13 protein-coding genes are annotated in these 18,682 nt (G+C 62.2%); 7 read left to right on the top strand and 6 right to left on the bottom strand.

Annotated elements, in window-relative coordinates; all coding sequences use genetic code 11:
- The first annotated feature begins 90 nt into the window (after window positions 1-90).
- Together AB4K19_RS10195 and AB4K19_RS10190 are read left to right on the top strand one after the other, a co-directional pair.
- The gene (locus AB4K19_RS10195; protein WP_436397483.1) at window positions 91-1,848 is read left to right on the top strand and encodes a LysM peptidoglycan-binding domain-containing protein; all 1,758 of its coding nucleotides are present in this window, start codon (window positions 91-93) and stop codon (window positions 1,846-1,848) included.
- A 93-nt stretch (window positions 1,849-1,941) separates the two neighbouring features.
- Entirely contained in the window at window positions 1,942-3,777 is a 1,836-nt protein-coding gene (locus AB4K19_RS10190; protein ID WP_375228268.1) for an ABCB family ABC transporter ATP-binding protein/permease, read from the top strand.
- A gap of 15 nt (window positions 3,778-3,792) precedes the next feature.
- Here the strand turns inward: AB4K19_RS10190 and AB4K19_RS10185 are convergent, their stop codons facing one another.
- The 5 genes from AB4K19_RS10185 to AB4K19_RS10165 form a co-directional block, all read right to left on the bottom strand.
- Window positions 3,793-4,416 carry a putative metalloprotease CJM1_0395 family protein gene (locus AB4K19_RS10185; RefSeq protein ID WP_375228267.1) on the bottom strand — a complete coding sequence of 208 codons (624 nt, stop codon included), beginning with the start codon at window positions 4,414-4,416 and terminating at the stop codon, window positions 3,793-3,795.
- A 119-nt stretch (window positions 4,417-4,535) separates the two neighbouring features.
- Entirely contained in the window at window positions 4,536-6,521 is a 1,986-nt protein-coding gene (locus AB4K19_RS10180) for a bifunctional 2',3'-cyclic-nucleotide 2'-phosphodiesterase/3'-nucleotidase (RefSeq protein WP_436397480.1), read from the bottom strand.
- A 213-nt stretch (window positions 6,522-6,734) separates the two neighbouring features.
- Window positions 6,735-7,190: a DUF302 domain-containing protein gene (locus AB4K19_RS10175; protein ID WP_375228266.1), complete on the bottom strand. Its 456-nt coding sequence runs from the start codon at window positions 7,188-7,190 to the stop codon at window positions 6,735-6,737.
- A gap of 80 nt (window positions 7,191-7,270) precedes the next feature.
- Window positions 7,271-11,068, bottom strand: coding sequence for an efflux RND transporter permease subunit (locus tag AB4K19_RS10170; RefSeq protein WP_436397478.1), 3,798 nt, complete (start codon window positions 11,066-11,068; stop codon window positions 7,271-7,273).
- The gene (locus AB4K19_RS10165; protein WP_375228265.1) at window positions 11,065-12,333 is read right to left on the bottom strand and encodes an efflux RND transporter periplasmic adaptor subunit; all 1,269 of its coding nucleotides are present in this window, start codon (window positions 12,331-12,333) and stop codon (window positions 11,065-11,067) included. The genes AB4K19_RS10170 and AB4K19_RS10165 overlap by 4 nt, the downstream gene beginning before the upstream one ends.
- Before the next feature lie 199 nt (window positions 12,334-12,532).
- On the opposite strand from AB4K19_RS10165, the gene AB4K19_RS10160 reads away from it, so the two are divergent.
- The 3 genes from AB4K19_RS10160 to der are packed head-to-tail and all read left to right on the top strand — an operon-like array spanning window position 12,533 to window position 16,138.
- Entirely contained in the window at window positions 12,533-13,210 is a 678-nt protein-coding gene (locus tag AB4K19_RS10160; protein WP_375228264.1) for a hypothetical protein, read from the top strand.
- Between the two features lie 57 nt (window positions 13,211-13,267).
- Complete coding sequence (locus AB4K19_RS10155; protein WP_375228263.1) at window positions 13,268-14,611, top strand: PQQ-like beta-propeller repeat protein; 1,344 nt, start codon at window positions 13,268-13,270, stop codon at window positions 14,609-14,611.
- 48 nt (window positions 14,612-14,659) lie between these two features.
- Window positions 14,660-16,138, top strand: a complete 1,479-nt coding sequence (der, locus tag AB4K19_RS10150) for a ribosome biogenesis GTPase Der (RefSeq protein ID WP_436397476.1) — start codon at window positions 14,660-14,662, stop codon at window positions 16,136-16,138.
- Window positions 16,139-16,142: 4 nt separating this feature from the next.
- Here der and AB4K19_RS10145 read toward each other — a convergent pair whose 3' ends face one another.
- The gene (locus AB4K19_RS10145) at window positions 16,143-16,844 is read right to left on the bottom strand and encodes a hypothetical protein (RefSeq protein WP_375228262.1); all 702 of its coding nucleotides are present in this window, start codon (window positions 16,842-16,844) and stop codon (window positions 16,143-16,145) included.
- Between the two features lie 101 nt (window positions 16,845-16,945).
- Between AB4K19_RS10145 and AB4K19_RS10140 the strand changes: the two genes are divergently transcribed.
- Both AB4K19_RS10140 and AB4K19_RS10135 read left to right on the top strand, forming a co-directional pair.
- Window positions 16,946-18,067 (top strand): DUF2235 domain-containing protein, encoded by a 1,122-nt coding sequence (locus AB4K19_RS10140; protein WP_436397475.1) that lies wholly within the window; start codon window positions 16,946-16,948, stop codon window positions 18,065-18,067.
- A gap of 86 nt (window positions 18,068-18,153) precedes the next feature.
- Window positions 18,154-18,654 carry a hypothetical protein gene (locus tag AB4K19_RS10135; RefSeq protein WP_375228259.1) on the top strand — a complete coding sequence of 167 codons (501 nt, stop codon included), beginning with the start codon at window positions 18,154-18,156 and terminating at the stop codon, window positions 18,652-18,654.
- The last annotated feature ends 28 nt before the right edge of the window (window positions 18,655-18,682 follow it).

Raw genomic sequence — 18,682 nt, 5'->3', positions numbered from 1 at the left:
GTTTTGACCCCTGATAGAGCAGTTGTTATGTAGGCTCAATGTCTGCGCGTCTGCTCGTGTAAGGCTGCCAACCGGAAAGAGAAAAAGACTATGAGCGACAAGGGGGGAGCCGCCGCAAAAGGGGGCTCAGGGCTGCTGACGGCCGGGATCGTGATTGCGGTTGTGATCGCGGCCGGGACCTATCTCGGGCTGCAGGATGATGCGGCGCCTACGCAGGAAGATCTTGCCGCGCTGGTCGCACCGGAAACCTCCGGTACGGACACCGGTGAGGCGTCTTCAGAAGAGACCTCACCTGAGCCCGTTGCAGAAGCGGAGCCGGCAGAAGAGGCAGCACCCGAGGAACCGGAAGAGGCAGAGGTGGCCGGGGCAGATGATGCACCCGCCCCGGTGATTGCGCCATCGGTGGATGAAGTGCGGGTCGACGCGGACGGGCTGATGGTCATTGCTGGTCGTGCGGCACCCGGAGAGACGGTCCGCATCCTGATTGATGGTGAAGAAGTGGCGACGGCTGTGACGGATGCTCGTGGTGCCTTCGCGGCAGTGGCCTCGCTGTCGCCGAGCGATGCGGCGCGGGTTCTGACGCTGGAAACCGGTTCAGGGGACAGTGTCGTCGCATCAGCGGCAGACGTGATCCTTGCCCCGCTGCCTGCTCCGGCGCCAGCAGTGATTGCGGCTGCGCCTGAGAGCGTGGATGCCCCGGCAGAGGAAGTTGCCCCCGCCGAAGACACAGCGGACACTGCCGGTGATGTGGTGGCCGGCGTTGCCGATGCTGCCTCTGGCGTGGCCGGGGATGTTGCGGAACAGGCAGAGGATGCCGGCGATAGGGTGGCGGCAGTCGTCGCAGAAGTTGAGGAGAGTGTCACAGACAGTGCGGCGCAGGTTACGGAAGACGTGACCGCGCGCGTCGCGGAAGTTCAGGAAGAGGTTGCCGACGCGGCCCGCGCGGTACAGGAGGGCGTCAGCGATGTGGTTGCCGGGCTGCAGGCCGAACCCGAGGCGCCTGCAGAGGCGGCTGAAGTCGTGGAAACACCCGCTGCATCCGAGACACCGGCGCCTGCCGAAACGGCACCTGCTGAGAAATCTGTTGTTGCTGAGTCCCAGCAGGACCCGGCGCCCCAGCCGGTTGAAGACGCAGCTGAGGTAGCTTCAGTCACGAAAGAGGAGGCTGCTCCGCAACAGGCTGCGACCATTGCGCAGGCCACCGATCCGCAACCGGCACCTGAGACAACTGCAGACGCGGAAAGCCAGACCGGGGTCGCGCAGGCGGAAGCGCCACAGCCGGCCGCGGAGGCGACTGCGGAGCCCGTGCAACAACAGATCGCTGTGTTGCAGTCGACCGAAGAGGGCGTGGCTCTGCTGGATACTGCGCCCGCGGCACCCCGCAGCGTTCGGCTGGATACCATCGGGTATTCTGACACCGGGGTTGTGCAGCTTGCAGGACGGGCGGGCAGGGATGACGTGTCCGTGCGCGTCTACCTCGATAATGTGGCGCGTGTGACGCTGCCGACGGCTGAAAACGGAGCTTGGCGGGGTGATGTGCCGGATGTCGTACCGGGCGTCTATACGCTGCGGCTTGATGCGCTGGATGCGCAGGGGGCGGTGACCAGCCGTCTGGAAACGCCGTTCAAGCGTGAAGCACCCGAGGTGCTGGCCGAAGCCACCGACGACGAGGCAGGCCCTGTCAGTGCTGTAACGGTACAGACAGGGGATACGCTCTGGGCGATCGCACGTGAACGCTATGGCGAGGGTCTGCTTTATGTCCGTGTCTTCGAGGCCAACCGGTCGTCGATCCGTGATCCGGACCTGATCTATCCGGGGCAGATTTTCGACCTGCCCGATGATGGGTGACCGGGACCTTCTTTGAGGAAATACCGGTGCGTCACTGGCAAAGCGGGCAGATGTGAATTAGGTAGTGCGCTCTGAGACTGCGCAGGACCCTTCATGCCATCTGACACGACAGCACAGGCCGACAAAACCGGGGCCGATCAGACCCTTGAACAGGAAGAACGGCGCTCCGGTATCCGGACGATCCGCCGGGTCGCGCCATATCTGTGGCCCGCCGACAAACCCTGGGTGCGCAGGCGTGTGGTCTGGGCTATGGGTATGCTGATCCTGTCCAAGCTGATCTCGGTCGCGACACCGTTTTTCTACAAGGGTGCCGTGGACGCGCTGGCCGAAGAGGGAGTGCCGATGCTGGCACTGGGTGCGGTTGGCCTGACAGTGGCCTACGGCATGGCAAGGCTGATGACGGTTGGTTTCCAGCAACTGAGGGATGCGGTGTTTGCACGGGTTGCACAGCGCGCGCTGCGGCAGCTGGCGCTGGAAACGTTCAACCACATTCACGCGCTCAGCATGCGGTATCACATCACCCGGAAGACGGGCGGTCTGTCGCGGATTATTGAGCGCGGGGTCAAAGGTGTCGAATTCCTGCTGCGGTTCCTTCTCTTTTCAATCGGGCCGCTCATTCTGGAACTGATGCTGGTGGGGATCATCCTCGCCGTGGTTTTTGATTTCTATTACCTGCTCGTCGTGGCCGTTACCATCGGCCTTTATGTCTGGTTCACTTTTGCGGTGACAGAATGGCGCGTGAAGCTGCGCCGGGAGATGAACGACCAGGACACGGATGCCAACCAGAAGGCCATCGACAGCCTGCTGAACTTTGAAACGGTCAAATATTTCGGCGCGGAACAGCGTGAGGCAGGTCGCTACGACGCGGCGATGGAAAAATACGAACAGGCTGCGATCAAAACCAGTTACAGCCTGGCATTTCTGAACTTTGGCCAGTCGGTGCTGATCACCGGCGGGCTGGTCGGTGTGATGATCATGGCCGCAATCGGTGTGCAGAACGGCACGCTGACCGTGGGCGATTTCGTGATGGTGAACGCCTATATGGTGCAGATCACGGTACCGCTGAACTTTCTGGGCACAGTCTACCGTGAAATCCGGCAGGCGCTGGTGGATATGGGCGAGATGTTCAATCTGCTGGAGCAACCGGCGGAGGTTGTTGATGCGCCAGGCGCGCGGGATCTTGATGTGTCCGGCGGGCGGGTGGAGCTCGATGATGTGCATTTCGGCTATAACGCTGACCGTGCTATTCTGAAGGGGGTGTCCATCACGGCAGAACCGGGTGAAATGGTGGCGATTGTCGGCTCGACCGGGTCTGGGAAATCGACCATCGGGCGGCTGCTTTTCCGGTTCTACGACGTGGGCAGCGGTGCGTTGCGCATCGACGGGCAGGACGTGCGCGAAGTCACGCAGAAAAGCCTGCACATGGCTATCGGGGTGGTCCCGCAGGACACGGTGCTCTTCAACGACACCATAAGGTACAACATTGCCTACGGGCGCGACGGGGCCACGCCAGAAGAAATTGAGCAGGCGGCAAAGTCGGCCCAGATCCATGATTTCATCCTGTCGCTGCCGGATGGTTACGACACTACGGTGGGCGAACGGGGGCTGAAATTGTCGGGTGGTGAGAAGCAGCGCGTTGGTATTGCGCGTACGCTGCTCAAGGATCCGCCCATTCTGTTGCTGGACGAGGCGACGTCCGCGCTGGATTCAGAGACCGAAGCCGAGATCCAGGATGCGCTGATGCATGCGGGGCGCGGGCGTACGGTGCTGACCATCGCGCACCGGCTGAGCACGATTTCTGAGGCGGACCGCATCATTGTTCTGGAAAAAGGCGAGATCATAGAGCAGGGCACCCATGATGCGCTTCTGGCGCAGGATGGACGCTATGCGCAGCTCTGGCGGCGGCAGCAGTCAGAAGAAGAAGTCTGAGCACGGGAGCGGCTGTCAGGCGCGCTGATCCACCTCGCCGCGTCGCTCGGCGGCCCGGAGCGCGGTCAGATCGGCTGCCGCCTGTGCGCGCTGAGCGTCGGCCAGAGAGGCAACTTTGCGGTCCGCCGAAGAGGGCTCTGCCGGCGCAAGAGCGGCTGCTTTGACGACCTCCATCTTGGCAATGGTTGCGGCCGGATCGTCGGGGACCGGAGAGACATCAATCTGCACTTCGCCCCCGATGGCATAGCGTTTGCCATCCGGGCCGACCTGGTAGGTGTAGCTGGGAGCGGATGCGTAGGAACCGCCCACTGTGGCATGGGCCTGTTCGTGGCGGCGGACCTCACCGTCACGTGCACTGAGCGCGTCAACGGTACGCTGTTCGGCATCTGTGAGGTCATTCATCGACGCCGCGGCACTTTTGCTTGCTTCGTCGGTTGGTTTGTTCAGGTTTTCCGAAGGTTCTGCCCGTAAACGTGATGCCGCTGCGCGGGACCCGCCGTTGACCAACGAATTGGCGCCGGTCTCACTGATCCGCGCCGTCTCTGTGCCGGAGCGCGCTGCGATATCGCGCTGCCGGGCCTGGATCAGCGGGATCACACTGTTCCAGTCCGTTGCCTCATTTACCCCGGGTGCTTCCATACCGCGTTCACTCCAGCCCTTCCGGGGCGGAAAACTGGCACGAAAACGTTAAGGTGGGGTAAGGAACGGCCCGAAATACCGTCCGCCGGCGACCTTGTGGGGCCGCCGGCGGGGTTTGATCATTTGCCGAGGTTGATCCGGAAGGCGGCAAAGCCGTCCGCGGCCTCGCCTGCATCCTCAAGCGACAGGCTTTTCACATCATCAATGTAGTCGCGTGCCTTCGGGCCGGTCTCAAACAGAACCGTGGTGTCGTCCAGCGGCGCAAAGGACCAGTTGGCATCTGCCTTGGGATCAATTGTGCCCTGTTCAACGATATACCGTACGATCACGTCGCGGTTGGTGTCCGGGGCTTCAAAGACGACCGTATCGCCTTTGGCACCCGGGAAATCGCCACCGCCAGAGGCCCGGTAGTTGTTGGTCGCGATGATGAATTCCATATCGTCCGTGACCGGTTTGCCGTCAAAGGCCAGATCGACAATGCGCGCGGCATCCGGATTGATCTCGACACCTTTCGGGTCGAACCGCGACGGTTGCGACAGGTCAATCCTGTAGGTGACGCCATCCATCACATCGAAGTTGTAGGACGGGAACGCGGGGTTCAGCAGGAGCGCATCCTTTGCACCTGCCTCGATCTGATTGAACATGCCCGCAGAACGTTCCAGCCAGCCGCGCACCTCCGCGCCTGTGATCCGCACCGCACGCACGGTGTTGGGATAGAGATAGAGGTCCGCCACGTTCTTGATCGCAACATCGCCGACCGGCACGTCGGTGAAATACTCAGGACCACCCCGGCCACCGGCCTTGAAGGGCGCTGCTGCCGACAGGATCGGCAGACCTTCGTGCTCGGTGCCTTTGAGCATTTCGTTGACGTACCATTTCTGCGCGATCGAGACGATCTGCACGGATGGATCATCGGCAACCAGTGCAAAGTAACTGTGCAGTGGTGCGGAGGTTTTGCCCACGGCCCGGCGCACGTAGGCCAGAGTTTCCTCGTGGTCCTGCGCGACAGAAGCGAGCACGGTATCGTCATCTTCGACCAGTGCGGTGATCGACCGGTCCTCATTCCGCTTAGAGATCGGACGGGCTTCGGAGGTTGTGGTCACCACACTCCAGGAATTGCCATCCCGCTCGAGCAGCAGGTCAAGAACACCAAGGTGCGAGCCCCAGAACCCGCCCATGACCGCAGGTTTGCCCATCAGGGTGCCGGCCTCCACGTCGATGCCCGGACGGTCCGCAAAGGTGGGCGAGGGAAAGACAAGGTGGTTGTGGCCGGTCACCAGCGCGTCAATGCCATCGACCGCCGCCAGTGCAACGGAGGCGTTCTCCATCCCGTCGGTGTGATCTGCCGCGCCGATCCCGGAGTGCGACAGCGCCAGGATCAGGTCGCAGCCCTGTTCGCGCATCTCTGGCACCCAGGCCTGTGCGGTTTCGACGATATCGCGCGCCTCGACATTGCCTTCGAGGTGCTTGCGGTCCCAGTTCATCACCTGGGGCGGGGTGAAGCCGATCACGCCGACACGGATCGGGTGTTTTGTGCCGTCTCCCATCTCGATCTCGCGGTCGAGGATTGCATAGGGTCGCAGCAGTGTGTCGTCTTCGCGCGGGTTGCTGCCGCGGCTTTTGGCGATATTGGCCAGCACGACCGGGAAGTCTGCCCCGGCGAGGGATTTTTCGAGAAAGCCGAGGCCATAGTTGAATTCGTGATTGCCCAGCGTGGCCGCATCATACCCGATTGTGTTGAAGGCCGTGATGATCGGATGGCTGTCACCGTCTTTCATGCCCCGTTCATAGGCGATGTAGTCGCCCATCGGGTTGCCCTGCAGAAAGTCGCCGTTGTCCACGAGCAGAGCATTTTTTGCCTCGGACCGGATCTCATTGATGATCGAGGCCGTGCGCGAAAGGCCGACGGTGTCACGCGGTTTGTCCGCGTAATAGTCGTAGGGAAAGACATGCACATGGATGTCAGTGGTTTCCATGATGCGCAGATGCGCCTGGTTGCCCGCAGCGGCAGCTGACCAAGGGTGCAGGCCGATCAGTGTGGCACCGCCTGCGGTGGTGGCAAGGAACTGTCGGCGGGACATTGGGGAACGACGGGTGAATGACATGGGGGCACCTTCCTGATTGGTTTCACAAGCAGTCTTCTGGCCGCGTTTCACGACGGGCTCATGACACTGTCGGTCAGGCTTGATGCGGGTCGTTTGCGGGCACACTGTCGGGAAAGTCTGGAGGCAAAACAACCACGAGTAAAGCGCGGACGCACCGGCGCCCGCGACTTTTCCGGCAAATTTGTGCCTGGCGCCTGGCAGGCGCCGGGCCGGTCACTCAGCGGCGACTGCTTTGCCTGTCAGCTTGTCGAGAGCGCCGGTCATCATAGCAATGTATTTTGCATCCGCCGGCAGCCCGTGTGTCTCCGCCAGATCTGCGGGCGCGTGATAGGCGACGTTCACAACACCTTCGGCATCTGCATAGACGACAACGCGCAGCGGCAGATCAAGCCCGGCGGTCTGGCTGTCCAGCATTGCAGGGGTGCCCAGTTTGGGATTGCCGAACATCAGCATCTGGGTCGGGCGCAGTTCCATATCAACCTTCGCCGCACCGGCCGCGTGGTCCACACGCGCAAATACCGTGGCACCGGCACCTGTCACGGCGGCTTCGAGCCGGTCCATAGTGTCAGAGACTGTATGAGGGCTGGTTTTGGTCACGAGATCTGCTGACATGGCTCCGGTCGCAATAACAGATGAAACGATGGCGGTTGAAAGGGTTTTGCGCAACATTAAGAGGCTCCTGCTGGAAATGATACGCAGGAGATAGCGCCCTTGCGGCCCGGGGTCCCGTCACGAGGGCGTGAGCGGCGTTATTCCGCCGCCCGTAATGCCTCCGGTGCCGGCGTGTCGTCCTCCCAGATCAGTTCCCGGAAGGCAGCACGGCCTGCATCACGCTGCAGTGCCCAGTCACGGGCAGCGCGGCTGGCGCGGCCCATCGACATCTTGGCCAGCAGGGTCGCAATCCAGCGGATATAGGTCGTGGCCCAGACCCGTACCGCCAGCATGGACGGTGTGACCATCAGCGTCAGGACCGTGGCGATGCCCAGCCCGAACACAACGGCCGTGGCCAGCTGTTTCCACCAAAGTGCTGTTGGGCTGTCGATTGTGTAGCCCCCTTCGGCAAAGTTCAGCGACAGGCCGAACATCATCGGCGCAAGACCGGCCATCGTGGTAATGGTCGTCAGCAGAACCGGACGGATGCGTGCCTGTGCGGTGCGGATAATCGCCTCGATCCGGGGCATGTAACGCTCATATTCCTGGTAGGTGTCGATCAGGATGATGTTGTTGTTCACAACGATCCCCGCCAGAGCCACGATGCCTGTGCCGGTCATGATGATCGAGAAGGTCTGGCCCATCACGATCATGCCGATCAGCACACCCGTGGTCGACAGAACCACCGCCAGCAGTACCAGCAGTGCGTTATAGAAGCTGTTGAACTGCGCGAGCAGGATGATGAACATCAGGCCAAGTGCTGCAAGGAATGCCTTTTGCAGGAAGGCCCCGCTTTCGGCCTGTTCTTCCTGGTCGCCGGTCCATTCCCAGGTGATGCTTGCGGGCAGCGGTTTGGTGTCCAGCCATTCTGTCAGCAGAGCTATCCTTTCGTTCGGGTTCACCGGAATGAGGCGCAATGCGCCGTCGGAGACGCCAGTCTGCAGATCACGGTCCGCGCCCGCCGCGGTGCGGTCGGTGATTTTGTAGGTTGCCTGATCAGGTGCGGTGAAATCGGCGTCCGCGCCTGCAGGGCGCAGCATGGCGAGCGTCGTTGAGGTCTCGTTGCCGTTCTCAATGACGGTTTCGACCACTTTCATCAGGCCGGGTGCCACATCCGCTTTGACATCGAAATAGCGTTTCTGGTCGATCCGGTTGATCTCCGCCAGTTTCGGCACGGGGGTGCGTTCGATAAAGTTCGACAGCGGAACAAGACCATCGGCCGTGCGCACACGCAGAGTGTCCAGCGTTGAGAGAACACGGTCTTCGGCGGGCAGTCGCACACGGATGTCGATTTCCTCGTCCGAGGTATCAACGCGCATGGTATCCAGCGTGATGCCCCGTGTGACCAGCTGGACCATGGCGCCCACGGTGGCCACATCTGCGCCATAGCGACCTGCCTTTTCCACATCCACATCAATCTGCCAGTCAATACCGGGCAGGGGGCGTGTGTCCTCGATCAGGGTGAGGCCGGGGGTGTTTTCGAACTGTCTGCGCGCGGCTTCTGCTGCGGTTGCGAGATCAATGAAACTGTCGGATTTGAGGCGCAAATGCACGGGTTTGCCAGAGGCGGGCCCCTGGGCAAGCTCGCTGATCTCGATCTGAACGCCAGGCAGCTTGTTCAGCTCTTCGGTCAGCTCTGCGATTACGATGTTGCCGTCGAGTTCCGGTCGCCCCGCACGATCCTCCCAGGGAATGGTCTCAAACTGCACCTGACCGACGGTGTCCTTGGGGATTGCCGCGCCGCTGCTGTCTGTGTTCAGGCCACCCTGACCGGCAAAAGAGAACGCGTTGATGATGCCGGGGTGCGCGAGCACGATGTCCTCGGCCTGACGGACAAGGTCGTCTTTTTCATCGAGGCTGAGATTGCCCCGCGCCAGTACGTAGACGATGCCCTGTTCCGGTTCGGATTCGACAAAGAATTCCACGCCGTTGTTGTTGTTCGTAAAGAAAATCAGCACGGTGCCGACAAACACAAAAACGGTGCCCGCCATCACCAGCGGCATCACCGGATTGCCGACGATTGCCGCGATGACATGCCCAAATCCTGACCGGCGATAGCCCGCGCTGATTTTCTCGGGCTCGGCGCGGAACATTTTCGAGACAAGCCAGCGACCCCAGCGCCCTAGGCGGGTGAGCAGCGCAAAGGTGGCAATCAGGGCGACCAGCGCACCGCCAAGCGCCACGGCGAGCAGAGCGGTCGCGGCCAGGATGTGCAGGAAGACAAGCAGGAAGGTCGGTACAACCGATCCCAGGATGTCCAGCCCGTCCATACCGGCAAACTGTTGGCCAACGCCACCGAAGACGGGGCCCATGAGGGCTGCAGCTGCGATCATCAGGAGGGCAACAGGGAAAAGTGCCAGGTGGAGATACCAGCGCAGACCGGCAACGGCCTGCATGTAGTCCGCCATCAGGCGTTCAAGGCGACCGGTGACACCGCCCATCACAGGCAGGTAGATCAGCGCAACCACCAGCGATGCTGACAGAACAAAGATCAGGGTGACCGGCAGCATGCCCATGAATTCGCCCGGCACGCCGGGCCAGAAGAGCATCGGCAGAAAGGCACAGAGCGTCGTCGCTGTAGAGGAGATGATGGGCCAGAACATGCGCTTCGCCGCCTCGACATAGGCCTTCATGGGGCCCACGCCTTCCTGCTGGCGCTTGTCGGCGTATTCCACGACCACAATGGCCCCGTCGACGAGCATGCCGACCGCAAGGATCAGGCCGAACATCACGATGTTCGAGATTGAGATCCCCATCACCGCGAGGAACGCGAAACACAATAGGAAGGATGTCGGGATCGCAAATCCGACAAGCAGGGCCGCACGGATGCCGAGGGCGGCCAGCACCACAATCATCACCAGCGCAATGGCGGTAAAGACCGAACCCAGAAGCTGCTGGACCATCGCATCGACAATGCGGCTCTGGTCGTTAGAGGTGCCGACCGTCACGGCGGCCTGCAGGCCCTCGGGCCAGCCGTCGCTGCGTTCGGCTACCAGCGCTTTGACCTCGTTTGCAGTGTCAATGAGATTGAATCCTTTGCGCTTGACCACCTGAAGGGCCAGCGAATTTTCACCGTTGAACCGGGCAGTGCCGTCGCGGTCCTCGAATGTCAGGTTGATCGTGGTGAGATCACCCAGCGTGACCACGCGGTCGCCATTGGTCTTGACCGGCAGGTTGTAGACATCGCGTGCCTCGTCAAATGATGAGGGGATTTTCACCGCAAAGGTGCCCTGAGCCGTGTCGACTTCACCTGCGGCAATCAGCTGGTTGTTGTTCTGCACCGTGTTGATCAGTTCGCCGGCGGTGACGTTATACGCCTCCAGTCGCAGCGGATCGATCAGCACTTCGAGCATTTCATCGCGGCTGCCGGCGATACCGGCTTCGAGCACCGCGTCCATGGCTTCGATATCGTCCTGCAGCGCCTTGGCCACGCGGTTCATGGTGCGCTCCGGGACCGGACCCGTCAGGTTGACGATGATGATCGGGAACTCAGAAAAGTTGATCTCGTTGATGGAATAGGTTTCCGCGCCGTCCGGGAACTCGGCCTCGGCCTTGCTCATGGCATCGCGCACATCCGCAAGAATCTTGGTCTTGTCCCAGCCGAATTCGAATTCCAGCGCGACACCGGCATAGCTTTCGGCCGCGGTGCCGGACATGCTCTTGAGGCCATCGAGGTCAGCCAGTTCGGTTTCCATCGGCTTGACGAGCAGCGTTTCGCTGTCAGCTGCAGAAATACCGGGGAAGGGCACCGACACAAAGAGAGCGGGGATTTCGATGTCCGGCTCACCTTCTTTCGGCAGGGTGGAATAGGAATAACCGCCGACCACAAGGCTGAGCAGGATAAAGGCCACAACCATTCGCGCACGGCTGGCGGCCCAGTCGACGATCCCCGTCATTGGCTCAGCTCCTGCCAGGTCGGTGCGACCCGCACGCCGGCGATGACGTACTCCTGTCCGAGGACGATCACGTCAGCTTTGTCGCCAAGGCCTGTGAGCCAGACGCCGTCGGGCGTGTCCCGCATCAGACGCACTTCGTGGAATTCAACAATCGCATCGCTGTCAATTGTACGCACGCCGAGCGTGCCTTCGTCATTCAGCGTCAGCGCTGACTGGGGCAGCAGATGCGCTGTGGCGCCGGCGGCGGAAATGAGAATCTCAGCGGTCTGACCATCGCGGATACTCAGATCAGGATTGGGAACCTCGATTTCCACCCGGAAGGTGCGTGTCATCTCGTCAGCCGAACGCGACAGAAAGGTAACCTGACCCTGCACCGGCGCGCCGCGACCGGTGGGGGCGGTGCTGTCACCGGCGACCAGCTGAGCCCCCGCAGGTGCGCCGGGGCGCACACGGCTGACTTCTGTTTCAGGCACAAAGGCCACCAGTTTGATCGGGTCCAGCTGAATGATCGTCGCGCAGAGGGCACCAGGCTGGAGCAGGGCGCCCAGCTCGGCGGTGTCACTTTCGAGCAGCCCGCCAAAGGGGGCTTTGATTGTCAGGCGCTCAATCTCTTTTTCAGCGGAGGCAACAGCGGCTTCGGCTGAGCGGATCCCAGACTGCGCACCCTGCAGACCGGCACGCGCTGATTCGACAGCAGCGAGGGCGGAGGCGACTGCCGCGTCTGCATTGGCGACGCGTGTGGTCGAGGCGAAACCGCCTTCGCTCAGCTTGCTGGAGGCGTTCTGGTTGATGCGCGCCTCGTCGAGCTGCGCCAGCGCCTGATCCAGCCGTGCGGCTGATTCCGGCACCCGTGCGCGGGCTTCGTCAAGCTGGGCGCGGGCCTGTTCAAGGGCGACGCCGCGTGTGCCTTCGTCCAGACGGCAAAGCGCCTGTCCGGCCTCAACCTGCGCGCCCTTGCGCAGTGGTTCGGAGATCACAACGGCGGATGTTTCTGACTGGACGTTGACCTCCCGTGCGGCCTCGGTCTGGCCTCGTAGTACAACGGCAGTGTCAATCTGCTGCGCTTCGGAGCGCCGGACCACGACCTTGACCAGGTTCGTCGTATCGGGTGCTGCAGTACCGGGTGCGTCGGTCGCGGCAACCGCGCCGGGCTCCTGCACCGTCTCAGACCACCCCATCCACGCGTAAAGCGCGGGGCGCTGAAAAATGTATACATAAAGTATGGATGCGACCACCAGAGCCGCGACGAAGGAAAAAACACGCATCTGTAAAAGCCTCGAATGCACCGGCGGATGATGCCGCCTGACCCGGGTCAGCCCGGTTGAGGTGTCCTTACGACAATTTCACTGAACTGACCAGTTCAGATTTAAGGCTCTTTTAACGTGAGTGCAATGCCGCCTGTGTGCTCTTGGCTTGACTGTCCGCGCAGGTTAAGAGAGGCGCGGGCTAATCTGGCAGGTGATCATGAGTAACACGGACAGTTTCATTGACGAAGTGAACGACGAGGTTCGCAGCGACCGTTTTTATGCGGCTTTGCGCCGTTACGGATGGATAGGCGTGCTTGCTGTGGTTCTGATCGTCGGCGGCGCGGCCTGGAATGAATATAACAAGGCGCAGGTGCGTGCCGATGCGGAAGCCCTTGGTGACGGACTTCTTGCGGCGCTAGCTACAGAAGAGGGAACGGCGCGTGTGGATGCGCTGACGGCTGTGCCCGCGGGAACGCCCGCGGCGCAGGCTGTGGCAGAAATGATGGCCGCCTCTGAACAGCACAACGCAGGGCAGACCGGGCTTGCCGTCGAGGCACTGAACCGTGTTGCGACAAACGGGGACATTGATCCGATCTACCGCTCGATTGCTGCGTTCAAGGCGCTGACGCTGCAGGTCGACAGGGTTCCCGCCGACACACTGCGTCCGCAGTTTGAGGCGCTGGCATCCCCCGGGCAGCCGCTGAGCCTGCTCGCACAGGAGCAGCTGGCCCTGCTGGATATCCGGGACGGGAACACCGCCGGCGCCATTGATCGCTATCAGGCCGTGCTGCAGGACGCAGCCGTAACCGCAGACTTGCAACAGCGCGCCTTACAGGTGATTGTGTCGCTGGGGGGAACGCCGGATCTGGACAACCTGCCGGCTGCCGGAAACTGACCGACCGGGCGGAAACGGCACCGGCAGAGAGCAAACGCAGGGTGGATACAACAGGCCATGACAGTAACTGAGACCGCTGCAGCGCCGAAACGCGGCGCCCGGGTCGGCTTTGCGGTGCTGGCCGCAGCCGTTTTTCTTGCCGGTTGTGCCGAAGAAGAGTTTATCCTGCCAGGCAAGCGCGAACCGATCCGGGAAGACGCGCTCACCGTGGCGACCCTGCCTCAGGAAGGCAGCCGCGCCATTTCGCTGCCCGCAGCCGAAGTGAATGCCGACTGGGCACAGTCGCCGGGCTCACCGGCAGCACGCACACCACACCCGGCGCTTGGCACGGCGCTGCAGCGGATCTGGAGCGCTGACATCGGCGAAGGCGACAGCCGCCGGCAGCGCATTACGGCCAGCCCGATCGTAGCGCAGGGCCAGATTTACACGCTGGATGCGCAGACGCGCGTGACCGCGACGTCGTTGTCGGGGCAGACGGTCTGGCAGACAGACATCCGCCCGGCGCGCGATGACGACGGTCAGGCAACAGGCGGTGGTCTGGCTTTTGCGGACGGCCGGGTTTTTGTGACGAGCGGCTATGGCACTCTTGTGGCACTTGATGCCGTCACGGGTGACCTGCAGTGGCGCCAGAGGCTGGAAGGGACCGGATCCGGGGCCCCATCGGTCGCGGGCGGGCTGGTATATCTGACGTCCGGTGATGACACCGGCTGGGCCATCTCGCAGGACGACGGGCGCGTCGTGTGGCAGCTGACCGCGACCCCTGATGAAAACAACGTGCTGGGATCACCCGCGCCGGCCATTGCCGACGACCTTGCGGTGTTTGCCTTTGGGTCCGGCGATGTGCAGGCGGTTTTCCGGCGCGGGGGACTGCGCCGCTGGGACGCCTCGGTGGTGGGCGAGCGCTTTGGCCGCGCCATCAGTAACGTCGGGGACGTTACAGGGGCGCCTGTCGTCTCTGGTAACACGGTTTATGTGGGCAACCAGTCCGGCCGGATCGCTGCAGTGAAACTGGGGTCCGGCGAGCGTTTGTGGACAGCACGCGACGGGGCAACCGGCCCGGTCCAGCCCGCAGGGGACAGCATTTTTGCCATTTCAGACCTGGGGCAACTGGTGCGCATCGATGCCGCGACGGGTGAGCGTATCTGGGCGGCGAACCTGCCCGGATTCGTCAAGGACCGTCCGAACAGGCGCGCAGAAATCTTTGTGCATCACGGTCCGGTTCTGGCCGGCGGACGCATACATGTGGCCTCAAACGATGGGTTGCTGCGGTCATATGATCCGGTGGATGGTACCCTGACCGGCAGTATCGAAATTCCCGATGGTGCCACGTCAGCGCCGGTTGTGGCAGGCAATGTGCTCTACGTTGTGTCGACAAATGGTGATTTGCACGCTTTCCGTTGACGCCAAGGTGCGGTAAAGCCCGCATCTGAACCCGAACCGGAGCGATCCATGTCTTTCACCCTCGCCATCGTGGGGCGGCCCAATGTGGGCAAATCCACGCTGTTCAACCGTCTTGTGGGCAAACGCCTGGCGCTGGTAGACGACCAGCCCGGTGTGACGCGCGATCTGCGCGAGGGGGCGGCACGCCTCGCCGACCTGCGATTCACGGTCATTGACACCGCCGGGCTGGAAGAAGTCACAGACGACAGTCTTCAGGGACGGATGCGGCGGTTGACGGAACGCGCAGTGGATATGGCAGATATCTGCCTTTTCATGATTGACGCCCGGGTGGGAATCACCCCGTCTGACCTGGTGTTCGCGGATATCCTGCGCAAGCGCTCAGCCCATGTGATCCTCGCGGCCAACAAGGCAGAGGGTGCTGCGGCAGACGCCGGTGTGATTGAGGCCTATTCGCTGGGGCTGGGTGAACCGATCCGCCTCTCTGCAGAGCATGGCGAGGGGCTGAATGACCTCTATCTGCAGCTGATGCCCATCGCCGATCAGTTTGCAGAGCGGGCTGAGGCGGATGCACCTGAAACGGATGTGACGCTGGACGAAGATGACGGCGATATGGATGCCGCGATCCCGATGCCGACCGCGAAAAAGCCCCTGCAGGTGGCGGTGGTGGGGCGGCCCAACGCAGGTAAGTCTACGCTGATCAACCAGATCCTCGGCGAAGACCGTCTGCTGACCGGGCCCGAGGCTGGCATTACGCGTGATGCGATCTCGCTGCGCATGGACTGGGCGGGTCCGGACGATGTGACCCTGCCGATGCGGATTTTTGATACCGCCGGAATGCGCAAGAAAGCAAAGGTGCAGGAGAAGCTGGAGAAGCTTTCCGTGGGCGACGGTCTGCGGGCCGTGAAATTTGCCGAAGTGGTTATTGTGCTGCTGGATGCGGCGATCCCCTTTGAACAGCAGGACCTGCGCATTGCCGATCTGGCGGAACGCGAAGGCCGTGCGGTGGTCGTCGCGGTGAACAAATGGGATATTGAGGAAGACCGCCAGGGCAAGCTGAAAGAGCTGAAAGAGAGCTTTGAACGGCTGCTGCCTCAGTTGCGTGGTGCGCCGCTGGTTACCGTTTCCGCGAAAACGGGCAGGGGGCTCGACCGGCTGCACCAGGCGGTGGTCCGCGCTTATGAGACATGGAACCGCCGGGTGACAACAGCGCAGCTGAACCGCTGGCTGACCGGGATGGTCGAGGCGCATCCGCCCCCCGCACCGCAGGGCAAGCGCATCAAACTGCGTTACATGACCCAGGCAAAAACGCGCCCCCCTGGTTTTGTGGTGATGTGCAGCCATCCCGATAAGGTGCCGGAGAGCTACAGCCGGTATCTGGTCAACGGCCTGCGTCTGGATTTTGACATGCCGGGCACACCGATCCGGTTGTGGATGCGGGGGCAGAATGATGCCAACCCCTACAAGGGGCGCAAAAAGGCGCCACCGTCAAAACTGCGCAAACACACCGAAGGGCGTCGGCGGGACTGAGGCTTCAGCCGTTCCGCCAGGCCCGCCACGCCGGAACGGTCAGCGCCGCGGCGCCACCCGCGGCAAGGGCCGCGATGGTCGTTTGCGAACCGGCATTCTGCACGACAATGGCCACCAGTGCCCAGATCACCGCGAGCGCATAGGTGGGGCCGCGCCGCAGCTGGTTCTGCACAGCTGATGCGATAACGAGTGCCATGAAGACAAAGACGAAGGCGGCTGTCTGCTGGTCCATCAGGTCATATCCTGCAGCAATCAGACCAAGCGAAACGCAGCTCGCAGCGCTCAGCCACCCGGCATAGAGGCCCACCGGCAGGAGCGCCCATGTTCTGTCGTCCGCGGGTGCCCGGAAGAGTGCTACCAGCGCCGGCAGCAGCATCGCCCAGATCAGGATACTGGCCCAGACCGGGCTCAGCACCGCTAAAGGCAGCCAGATTGTTCCGATGGCCAGCGACACACACAGCGGTGCGCGCATGGCGTGCCAGTCCGGATCTTCGGCGCGGCGCGCGAGGCCGAAAGCCATGCCAGCGATCAGCCACAGATAGATCACGCCCCAGATGGCAAAGGCGTATCCGGCGGGCTGAACCGGCGGATTGTCCTGCGGCACCGGGAACTGGTCTGCGTCAAAGCCGCCGAAATCCGGCACCACAAGGGTGGAGCCGGCAAAGGTGATGCAGAGCACAACGCTCAGAATAGCTGTCAGTTTCACTTCTGTCTCCCGGACCAGGATGGCGGTTAAGGCACCGTGCGCCCGGGTTACCGGGTCTGCGTCTTTGCCAGCTAACCTGGTGCGCGGCAAAGGGGAAGCAAATGGCAGTGATCGCGATATTCTGTGACGGCACCTGGAACAGTCCGGGCGCGGGTCTGAACACACATGTGCTGCGGGAAGCAGACGCCTGCGACCGGGTGCAGGATCAGATTGTTCTGTATTTTCCCGGTGTGGGCACGGGGGCTGGCCTCGCAAGTGAGATCGGCCGCCGGATCAGCCGCATTGGCGGTGGTCTCTTTGGCTGGGGGCTGAACCGGAATATCCGCGCAGCATACCTGGAGCTCTGCCGGATTTATCAGCCTGGGGACCGGATTATGATTTTCGGTTTTTCACGCGGTGCCTACACCGCGCGCTCGCTCGTGGGCATGATCCGCAAATGCGGGATCCTGGAACAGCCAACGGCCGTGAATGCGTGGCGTGCCTTTCGTCTTTACCGCAGACGCGGCGCCAACCATGGCCCGGATGCGCCGCACATTATTGCGGCAAGGCGCAGGCTGTCTCCGCGTTTTGCTACCAGTCAGGCGGATGTGGAAACCCGAAATGATGGCAGCAACCTGGTGCGCATAAGCTATCTGGGTGTCTGGGACACGGTGGGCGCGCTGGGCATTCCGCAGGCCGTGCTGGGCGGGATCGCCCGTGCCTGGAACAGACGATACCAGTTCCACGACACCTCGCTGTCACGTCTTGTCGAAAACGCCCGCCATGCTGTGGCGCTGGATGAGCGGCGGGTTTTGTTTGAGCCGTCCCTTTGGGACAACCTGGACCCGCGTCCGGGAGACCCCGGGCTGAACCGCGGTGCGCAGGAGCTTGACCGGCCCTACCAGCAGGTCTGGTTCGCGGGCAGTCACAGCGTTGTGGGCGGTGCAACGGATGCGCAGGGGCTTGCGGCACTCCCGGCTGAGTTTGTAATCGGTCAGGCGGAACGCCTGGGCCTGAAAACGCAGCGGAATGCGCTGGCGCGGCCGGATGCATTGCAGGAGGCGCCGGACATAAACGACGTGCGGGGTATCTACCGGTTTTTCCCGAAGCTGCTGCGCTGGCGCTTGGGTCCGCAGACCCCGCGTGGTCTGCATCCGTCGGTACTGACCCGTATGGCACGCCGGTCGGATTACCGTCCCGGCAGTCTGCGCTGGCTCTTTCCGGAGCTCTTTGACAGCGACTGAACGCAGCACACCGGGGGCGATATCCCTTGTGACCCTGGCCCCGGGCGGCTAGGACGCGGCATCTGACCGTTTCCGGGGCGCGTGACATGACGAAAAAAGCCGACGAAGAAATTCTTGCCACAGTGGCCGCCTCGGGCGGGCGGCGCATCCTCGGCATCGGTATGCTTGCGTTCCTCGCCGTGATGGTCATTTACGTGGCCCTCGCCAGCCCGCCGACCCTGGGATGGCAGTTGTTTTTGCTGGCGCTCGGCACCGGCTCTCTGATGATTGCTGATGCCATGCGCCGGTCAACATCTCATGTCCTGGAACTGACCCGTGACGAACTGCGTGAAAGCGGCGGCGTGGTGATTGCCCGGACGGCGGATATCACCGGCATTGACCGCGGCGCTTTTGCGTTTAAACCGTCCAACGGTTTCCTGATTCACACGACAGCTTCCGGCTCGCGCCATTGGCGGCCCGGGTTGTGGTGGCGCATGGGTAAACGCGTCGGCGTGGGCGGAATGACGCCGAAAAACCAGACCAAACTCATGGCAGAGATCATTGCGATGATGATCGAAGAGCGCAAACAGGATGACGCATCCACCTGAAAACGGGTGGTTTTCGCCGGTATTCCCA

The organism is Roseobacter phycocola, from assembly GCF_042055075.2.
Lineage (GTDB): Bacteria > Pseudomonadota > Alphaproteobacteria > Rhodobacterales > Rhodobacteraceae > Roseobacter.
This window is presented reverse-complemented; position numbering and strand designations above follow the sequence as displayed.